Source organism: Bacillus cereus group sp. N6 (assembly GCF_016483705.1).
GTDB classification, from domain to species: domain Bacteria; phylum Bacillota; class Bacilli; order Bacillales; family Bacillaceae_G; genus Bacillus_A; species Bacillus_A wiedmannii.
Window position 1 is genome coordinate 1 of record NZ_JAEHBI010000082.1, and the last position, 9,052, is coordinate 9,052.

The following is a 9,052-nucleotide window of genomic DNA, read 5'->3' on the forward strand; positions in this document are numbered from 1 at the left end:
ATTCAACAGCCTTTCAGCTTCCAGCTCAATATGCATCTTCTTACAAAGGGGTAGGAGGAGGTGGTTCAGAAGCTGGTGTGAAAATTCAATTAGAGTATGAACTGATTTCTGGAGAATTTTTAGAAACAGCTGTAAGAGATGGAACAAGTAGCGATTGCCGTTATGGACAGGAACGTACGCAAACATTAGAGCCAGGGGAACTTTCTCTTCGTGATCTTGGTTATTTTTCTATTTATGATTTAGAAAAAATTGCGGATCGAAAAGCATTTTATGTATCACGTATTCGCTGGAATACACAAGTCTATCAAAAAGAGAAAGGTGGAAAATGGACTCTTCTCGATTTAGAAAAATTGACGAAAGATCTATCTGAAGGACAAATATTAGAATTACCGGAAATCTATATAGGACTTCACCAAAAACATAAAACACGCCTTGTCATATATCGTCTAACACAAACTGAGTGGGCGAAACGTTTGGAACATCACAAGAAAGCGAAAAAGAAGATGCCGAAATATGCAAGTCGTATCAACCTTCTTATTACGAACGTATCTAGTAAACACCTTCCGCACAATGAAGTGTATGAACTGTATTCTTTACGGTGGCAAATTGAAATTATATTTAAAACATGGAAGTCTATTTTTAAAATTCATGAAGTGAAACCTGTGAAACTGGAACGATTTCAATGTCATTTATATAGGCAATTAATTGGTTTGTGTTTGGTAGCTAGCATTACATATCGAATGAGAAGACTTATATGGGAGAAAAAACAAAAAGAGGTCAGTGAGTATAAGTGTACATATATTGTCAAAATTTACTTCTCTAGTATACACGACGTGCTTTTCACAACCTTTCAAGATCCTGTATCAGTGCTAACCAGGCTCTGTCAGGATCTTGTCAAAAACGGACGAAAAGCACGAAGGTATAAGTGTCGTACACCGTTCGATATCCTTAGTATCACTCAAGAATGTACGAAAAGACTTCACAAAGCCGTATAAAAAATACGAAATCCAGAGAGTCTTATTTGAGTATGTCCAAAACCGCACTCTTCTACTCCCTATTGTAAAAAAATGAGTCCGATGCCAAAAGGCATCGGACTCATTTTTTAAACTTGATGGCTATGACCTATCGGGGTGTTTTTTATTTGTGGAGGGAAGAAAACATGAAAGTAACAAAACAAGAACAGGCAATTATCATCGGCGTAATCATTTCTGCATTGGGAGGAAAAATAGTGAATGAGTGTATCCATACTGACAAGCTAGAGAATGTAAGTGTGATTCATAATGAGATGCACGATAACACAACGCTGCAAGAACGAAGAGAAGCGTTGATTAACTTGTTGGATAAAATCATGGATGAATTGCTGAAGGAATAATAAAAAAAGGCACAGCTGCATCATCATCTGTGGATGACAATCAACTGTGCGAATAAAAAAATCCGTTATAACCATAATTGGTATTCGGAATGTTAGGGTATGTTTACTATAACAAGAAGCACACAACCATTGAATCATAAAGATGACCGTTTGCAAATGTAAAATGAAAGGGTAAGCGTAAGGATGGTTAGAGTTTTATGTATTGTTAGGAGAGGTAAAGCGGAATATATGCAACACTAACCAATTGTAAAAAATGAATGGTTTTTCATTGTTATGTACATCAGAAACGCCTGTATTAGCTTTTTTAGGCATGCTAGATGTCGTATAAACTTTAGTGAATAAGGCTGATACACGGTCTGTAAGAGTGCCATTACTTTTTAAAAATCTATCAACTTTACCTAGAGCATTGAATGCAAGAAGAAACAACTCCTTATCACAATTGCTCCCTACACGCAATCCGATAATTGATGCGTTCGTTTTTAGAACAGGATGATACGTTCCAGCTTTGATTGTATGGTACATCATTTCTTGATATTCATTCACAAAATACGTATGGATTCTTTCGAACTCTTTTTGAATATCATTTTGTGCTTCTTTTAGCTCGTTTCAATGGATTCCATTAAGGATACTTTATCATTATTTTTTTCTTGTTTTAAAGTATGTAAAGAGTTAGTATAGTTCGAACTCGTTTTTTCGGTAACAATTTGGTCACAAATAACCAGAAAAGTGTTGCCATTTATAAATTTCGGTAAAGCGTAAAACTGCGTAATATAGCAGTTTGTTGCGTTTTTTAGAAATTAAGGTTTTCTATATAAGAGAAGATATTCTTCAAAATCCGTTGTACTTATACGCGTTTTTTTGTAGGGGTATCACTTTCCTTTCTAGGTTTTAATTCTTTTTTCCGTGTACCTCACGATCTTCGATTACCGCAGCTTCTAATTCATTTATATAAAACTTTTCCTTTTCTTTTTTATATGTATGTACAAATTTCTTTTTATTCGCATTGGCCTTAATATGCGTAGAATCTGGCATGAAAGCACGCCCATTGCTTTCACAATAATAAGGGCGTAACTTTTCCTCAATAAAATCAAAACAGATTGTCGCTTCAATAGTTCGAAGGAAGTGATTTTGTGGGACCAACTCTTCTACAGAAACAGATACACGCTCATCACGATGATTTTTGAAAGCACCTATCATAAGAAATCTCTTCTTTTCCTCTTTTTATCAGTGTTGACACATATAAAAAGAGGTTAAGACACAAAAATAGGCTGTGGAGAAGACTTCAAACTCAAGCTGAATGAAGTTTAAATATTTTCTGCACATTAAGACATCTGCCCTGAAAAACTTAAACTAATAGACATGCGGTTCTCTCTTTAATACAAACAGAGCATTTTATAGATTAAGAAATTCGCGTAATACCCCATAGATTCAGTGTTTATAAATACGTTGATTCTAATCGTATCCCCTACAGTTAATGAACAAATATCTACGAGATTATGTACTATTTAGTGCCGGTGTAGATGAATAAAATATCACATTGCTATTATTTAATATTATACCAAGATCCCTATAATTTGTTCCTGCCGTTGATTGGAATGTTTCGCATATTTGATATAAGCCTGTAACAGGAATCGTATATATCCCTGTTGGAAATTCAAAAGTATTTGCTGTATCAATTGTTTTATTCCATTCCGTTATATAATTCTAATATTTGCTAGGAGTATATAATTCGTCCCACATTTTATTCTTATAGGCTCAGTCACAGGGTTCTTGCTGTAGACCGCAAAGTAGCTATTCGTATATATCAAAGTGAAGCCAATTTTGGCTTTTTTTATTGTTTATTTTTCCCTAAACTAAAAGTATAGATAGCTATTCTATATAAAGGGGGGAGACAGGCATGAAGAAGAATTGGACAGAAGATGAACTATTAGAACATTTTATTTTGGTTGACATCGAGCGCAAACTTATTGGTAATAAGACGGGTACGAGTCGTCTTGGTTTTACTGTTCGATTGAAGTATTTTCAGCATGAAGCTAGATTCCCAATAAAGAAAAGTGATGTTCCAAAAACAGTGATCGAATATATCGCAAAAAAACTTAACCTCTCTTCAAATTTATTTGATGAGTATCGTTGGGGATCAGAAGAAAGAAACTATACTTACCATAGAAAACAAATTCGAGATTTCTTTCAGTTTAAAGAGTTTACTCATACAGAAGGAGAGCGACTGGAACAATGGTTAAAAGAACAAATCACCTTTACTCATGATACCGATTACTTAATAAATCAAGTGTATTATCTCTTTCGTAAGTGGAAAGTAGAACCTCCTTCTATTGGAAGTATGAAGCGAATGATTGATTCTGCTATTCATACATTTGAACAGAAGTTGTATCAAGAAACTTACCAGCAATTGTCTATTCAAACTTGTCATCATATAGATAATTTATTGGAATCCCATGATTATCAAAAAGAAAACAAAGAAGACCAAAACACTATAACTTTCCGACAATTGTTATCTTCCCCCCATAAACCTAGTGTTGCTACCATGGAGATAGAACTAAAAAAATTACTAACTATTCGTCACCTTCACATCCCAGATGGTCTATTTCATCATTTACCTCCTAAATTAATCACAAAGTACCAAATACGTGCAGCAACTGAGACAATAACAGAATTACGCGAACATCCTGCACGTATTCGTTATACCCTACTGGCTATCTTATTTTCTTATCGTCAGTCTGAAATTATTGATAATTTAGCAGATTTATTAGATGAAATTACACACAAATTTGAAAATAAAGCGAAGAATACCACACGTAAAGAAGCAGTAGCGGAATTAGAAAAGGTGCAAGGGAAAAATAAACATATTTTAAACTTGTTGCAAGCGACCATTGATCATCCCGATGGAATCATTCAGGATACATTATATCCTATCGTTCACTCTTCCAAGATTAGAGATATTATCAAAGATTTATCCAAAAACAATCGGGAATATAAAGAAAAAATCTATATAAAGATGCATGCTTCTTATCGTGGACATTATAGAACTGCTATTTGTGATATTTTAAAGAACCTCACATTTCGATCGAATAATTTATCATATCAACCTATTATTGAAGCTCTTCATTTTATTCGGAAGCACAGTAATAGTAGTCAACGCTTTTTTTCTATGGGTGACAAAGTCCCTATTGATGGTGTTATTCAGCCGAAGTGGAAAGAAATTATTATTGAAACAGATAACAATGGGATAGAACGAGTGAATCGAATAAATTATGAGATTGCAGTTTTACAATCACTTCGAACACGATTACGTTGTAAGGAAATATGGATCGAAGGTGCAAATCGATATCGAAATCCAGATGAAGATTTACCACAAGGTTTTGAAGAAAATAAAGAAGAGTATTTTCAGGTCCTAAAAGCACCGCTTGATGTAGAGCCATTTATTTCAGACATTATGCAAATCATGAAAAATAAGTTGAATATGCTACATGAAGGACTTGAAAGTGGAAGTAACACTAAAGTTGTAATTACAAGTAAAAATAACAAAGGGTGGCTTAAAGTTACTCCATTAGATAAACAAGTCGTTCCACCCCATCTCCCTATGATTAAACAGGAAATTCGGGACTGTTGGTCCAATATTAATCTTCTCAATTTATTAAAAGAAACAGATTTTCATACAGGATTTACAAAACATTTTAAAACAACAGCGGATAGGTCTATTTTAAGTGAAGAAACCGTTCAACGTCGACTTCTTCTTAGCTTATTTGGATTAGGAACCAATACTGGTTTGAAAGCAGTTTCAGCTGGAAACAGTCAAGATACTTATAGAGAACTTCAGTATATTCGCAATAAATTTATTCACAAGGAACAATTGCGAAAAGCAAACGCAGAGGTTACCAATCAAATCATGCATCATCGAAGGGAAGAAATATGGGGGGAAGCTACTACAGCTTGCGCTTCTGATTCTAAACATTTTGGTTCATATGATCAAAACCTCCTTACAGAATGGCATCCTCGTTATAAAAAATATGGCGTGATGATTTATTGGCATACAGATTGAAAATCTGCTTGCATCTATTCCCAGTTGAAAACATGTCTTTCTTCTGAAGTAGCATCCATGATGGAAGGGGTTCTTCATCACTGTACAGATATGGAAATAGACCGAAACTATGTTGATACGCATGGACAAAGCGTTGTTGCATTTGCTTTTTCTCATCTACTTGGTTTCAAACTAATGCCACGCTTTAAAAATATTGGTTCTCAAAAATTATATCGTCCTGAAGTTGGAATGAACGATGACTACTCTCATTTGCATCCGGTTCTTAGTAGACCAATTAACTGGGATCTTATCCGTCAACAATATGAACAAATTATTAAATTTGCCACTGCGTTACGACTAGGAACTGCATCTGCAGAAGTAATTTTGAAACGATTTACACGAGATACTAACCATCCTAATTATCAAGCTTTATGTGAATTAGGAAAAGCTATTAAGACTATTTTCTTATGTGATTATTTACACTTTGAAGAAGTACGTAGAGAAATCCAAGAGGGGCTTAATACCGTGGAACACAGGCATTCTGTTAACAATTACATTTTTTATGGGAAAAATAGTGAGATTCGTTTTAATTCCCTAGAAGATCAAGAAGTATCTGCTCTGTCACTTCAATTGCTACAAAATTGTTTAGTTTATATGAATACATTAATGGTTCAGGAAATTCTTTACCACAACAATCAAAATTGGTTGAAGAAAATGACTCCTGAAGATTTCAGAGGATTAACACCTTTGTTTTACAATCATGTCAATCCATATGGAACATTTAAATTAAATATGGATAAGAGAATTCCCATTAATTTAAAAGTCTCTTAAACAATTATTAATTACCAAAAACCAGTGTTTTTGTAACATACATTCTGTATGAGGAATGTTCTGTGTTTACTGTATTCTTTTCTTACCCAAAAATATGTCCAAAAGTATTACCAAATACTTTTACAAAAATAGAACCTCCTGTACAATAAAAACAGAAGAATATACAGGAGGTATTTATGATTATTGGATATGCACGTGTATCAACAGTAGATCAAAACTTGGATCGCCAAATTCACTCACTTACTGAGTATGGATGCGAAAAAATTGTAACTGAAAAATTTACAGGAACCATTCGAGACCGGAAAGGTCTTTTACAATTATTTGATGTGAGTCGTTCCGGAGATACAGTTGTTGTAGAAAGTATTTCTCGTTTAGGAAGAAAGACTTTGGATATTTTAACAATTATTCAACAACTTGAAGAAAAAGATATCCAGTTTGTATCATTGAAGGAACAAATAGATACAAGAACTTCTACTGGTAAAGCTATGTTTCAAATGATGTGTGTCATTGCTGAATTAGAACGGAATCTAATTGCCGAGCGCGTAAAAGAAGGTTTAGAAGCAAGTAAAAAACGAGGAAAGAAATTAGGTAGACCAAAAGTTGACAAAGATAAAATATCGTTAGCTCTTCGTATGTATGACAGTAATGAATATTCCATAAAAGAAATTATAGAAGGAACTGGTGTTTCGCAGGGTTCTTTATATCGAGCTATTCAAAAACGAACTTTAGGAAAAACATAGGAGCATATGATGTTCGTCTAATCCCCTATAATAATCTTTAAGATTTTGCTACTTTGCGGTCTACAGCAAGAACCCTGTGATTAAGCCTTTATATACTGTAATTATTTATTTTATTTTTTAAAGTTCTCATATAACAGTTATAAAAGTTATACCACTGTTATCATTTTTATAACGAAAATTCTATTTATTATTAAATTTCAATTTATTTACCGGACAAACGATTCCAAAATGATTTCTTCAGAATAGAAAAAATCATTTTGATGCCGTCTATTTAATAAATAAGATTTAATTCTAGGTTAGAACCGTGGAATAAAAAATGTATTTTAAAACATAATAATATGATATCTTTGTAGTAGTTTTGAGAAAGGAATATTTTTTATGTATAAATCTAATAGTACTGCTTTCTGTTTATTAATAATTTCTCTTTTTTGTTTTTTCTTTTTTGTTTTAAAACATTCAAGTATTGCATTGTTTATTACATTTGTTTCCTTGTTAGGTGTGTTTCTTTTTAGTCATATAAATGGTAATCCATATATGAAAAACATACTTTCTTGTGGATTGCTAAGTTATATTTTTTGTCTAATTGGAACAATGATTTATTTTTTTGTGAAAAAATGGATTGGGTTGTAATATATAAAAAGAATAAAATGTTTATACATTTGTTTAGTTTTATTAATTGTTTGTTTTTCTATGCATTCCCTACATTGGACCTTTGCAACAGAACCTACAAAAGTTACATATTTTGGATAGAGTTCACACCTATGTACAGGATAATTTTTACCTGTAACAAAGTGAAAACACTCACTCTTCTCATGCTTACAAGTATGGTACATTTATATAGAAGCTGTTGTTTATTTTATGTGTATAGGCAATATGTATGAAATTGGACAACAAAACTTCCTAACAGCTCTAACAAAGAAAAAAACACTCGAAAAAGTGTTTTTTTCTTTGTTAGAGCTGTTATTTCATTGATTAGAGCAGCCTCCCTAACCAATGAAATAAAAGGTCCATATAACAGACAGCATTTATAATATATTGTCTCTTGTTAATACGAAATCAACAGAATACTATTCTCTAAAAGATACAGCGCATAAAAAACAGGTATTGGAAGATTGGGAAGAAATACTTTTTATGCTGTATTAGACAGAGATACGCTATTCTTATCGCTGAAAAAACAAAAATGGATTGCGAATGTTTAGTCATTCAAAATTCTATCCAAAGCATTCCAAACGATTTATTCTGCGACAAACAGGAAAGTTTGGTCTTTACACCAACGCATTATTTTATATCATCAAAATCAGACAAATACTCAAAAATAAAGAATACACAATGAAATTAAAAGAAGAACGAATATCGTCTTTTTTCTACATGAAAAAATGATGAGATACTCTCTTTCTAAAGTAAACGATGATGGATATAAGCAGAATTATCAATATGGAATAAGGTCCTTTTTCATCTTAAAACTCTGAGTAGTTATAAGATTGTTGTAAAAAAGCGTTTGTTACAAGTCCGTATTTGTTGGTTTTCTTTCACTTTCATTTTTATTTTATTGTATGGAATAAGATCCATCCAATAAAGAAGAGAGCGCGGATATTATGAAGAAAACCAAATAGAAAAAATGTTAACGGTTAGTCCTTTAGCGTATATACTAAGTACACCTAATATGTTTTCTCCAATAACTACTTTTGCTGTTGAAACACAAAAACAGCAATCCAGAAAATATATTTTACCAACTATGCAAATTCTTTAAAGTGTTGATTTGAAATAAAGTCATGATGTTTATAAAAAATGCACATTAATTCACAAGTGTAATTCTATTTTTAATCAATCTGTTTTCATAGTATGAAGGGTTCTCCTTCAATACAAACAACTTTTTAATATGTTTTAAATCAAATTTTATTTAAAAGCAACATAAAGAGGTGCAAGCATCTACAACTACAAATGACATTTGATACTCCCAGTCCTAAAAGGGCTATCTAACTAACGTCAGTGGGATTCTGATATTATCCCCTTAAGGTAGACAGTGTAAAAAGACCATGAATACACATGGATGTTACACTTTTACTTGGAGGG

General features: G+C 32.7%; 2 protein-coding genes and 4 pseudogenes. 4 read left to right on the forward strand and 2 right to left on the reverse strand.

Annotated elements, in window-relative coordinates:
* Positions 1-925 (forward strand): annotated as a pseudogene (locus tag JDS99_RS28810) (IS4 family transposase); the annotation flags it as partial.
* A gap of 234 nt (positions 926-1,159) precedes the next feature.
* Positions 1,160-1,372 carry a hypothetical protein gene (locus JDS99_RS28815; RefSeq protein WP_199696231.1) on the forward strand — a complete coding sequence of 71 codons (213 nt, stop codon included), beginning with the start codon at positions 1,160-1,162 and terminating at the stop codon, positions 1,370-1,372.
* A 237-nt stretch (positions 1,373-1,609) separates the two neighbouring features.
* On the opposite strand, the pseudogene JDS99_RS28820 reads toward JDS99_RS28815, so the two are convergent.
* Together JDS99_RS28820 and JDS99_RS28825 are read right to left on the reverse strand one after the other, a co-directional pair.
* Positions 1,610-2,076 (reverse strand): annotated as a pseudogene (locus JDS99_RS28820) (cytosolic protein); the annotation flags it as partial.
* Positions 2,077-2,184: 108 nt separating this feature from the next.
* Positions 2,185-2,569 (reverse strand): annotated as a pseudogene (locus tag JDS99_RS28825) (transposase); the annotation flags it as partial.
* A 700-nt stretch (positions 2,570-3,269) separates the two neighbouring features.
* On the opposite strand from JDS99_RS28825, the pseudogene JDS99_RS28830 reads away from it, so the two are divergent.
* Positions 3,270-6,239: pseudogene (locus tag JDS99_RS28830) on the forward strand (Tn3 family transposase).
* Positions 6,240-6,415: 176 nt separating this feature from the next.
* On the forward strand, positions 6,416-6,979 hold the full coding sequence (locus tag JDS99_RS28835; protein WP_199696232.1) for a recombinase family protein: 564 nt from the start codon (positions 6,416-6,418) through the stop codon (positions 6,977-6,979).
* The last annotated feature ends 2,073 nt before the right edge of the window (positions 6,980-9,052 follow it).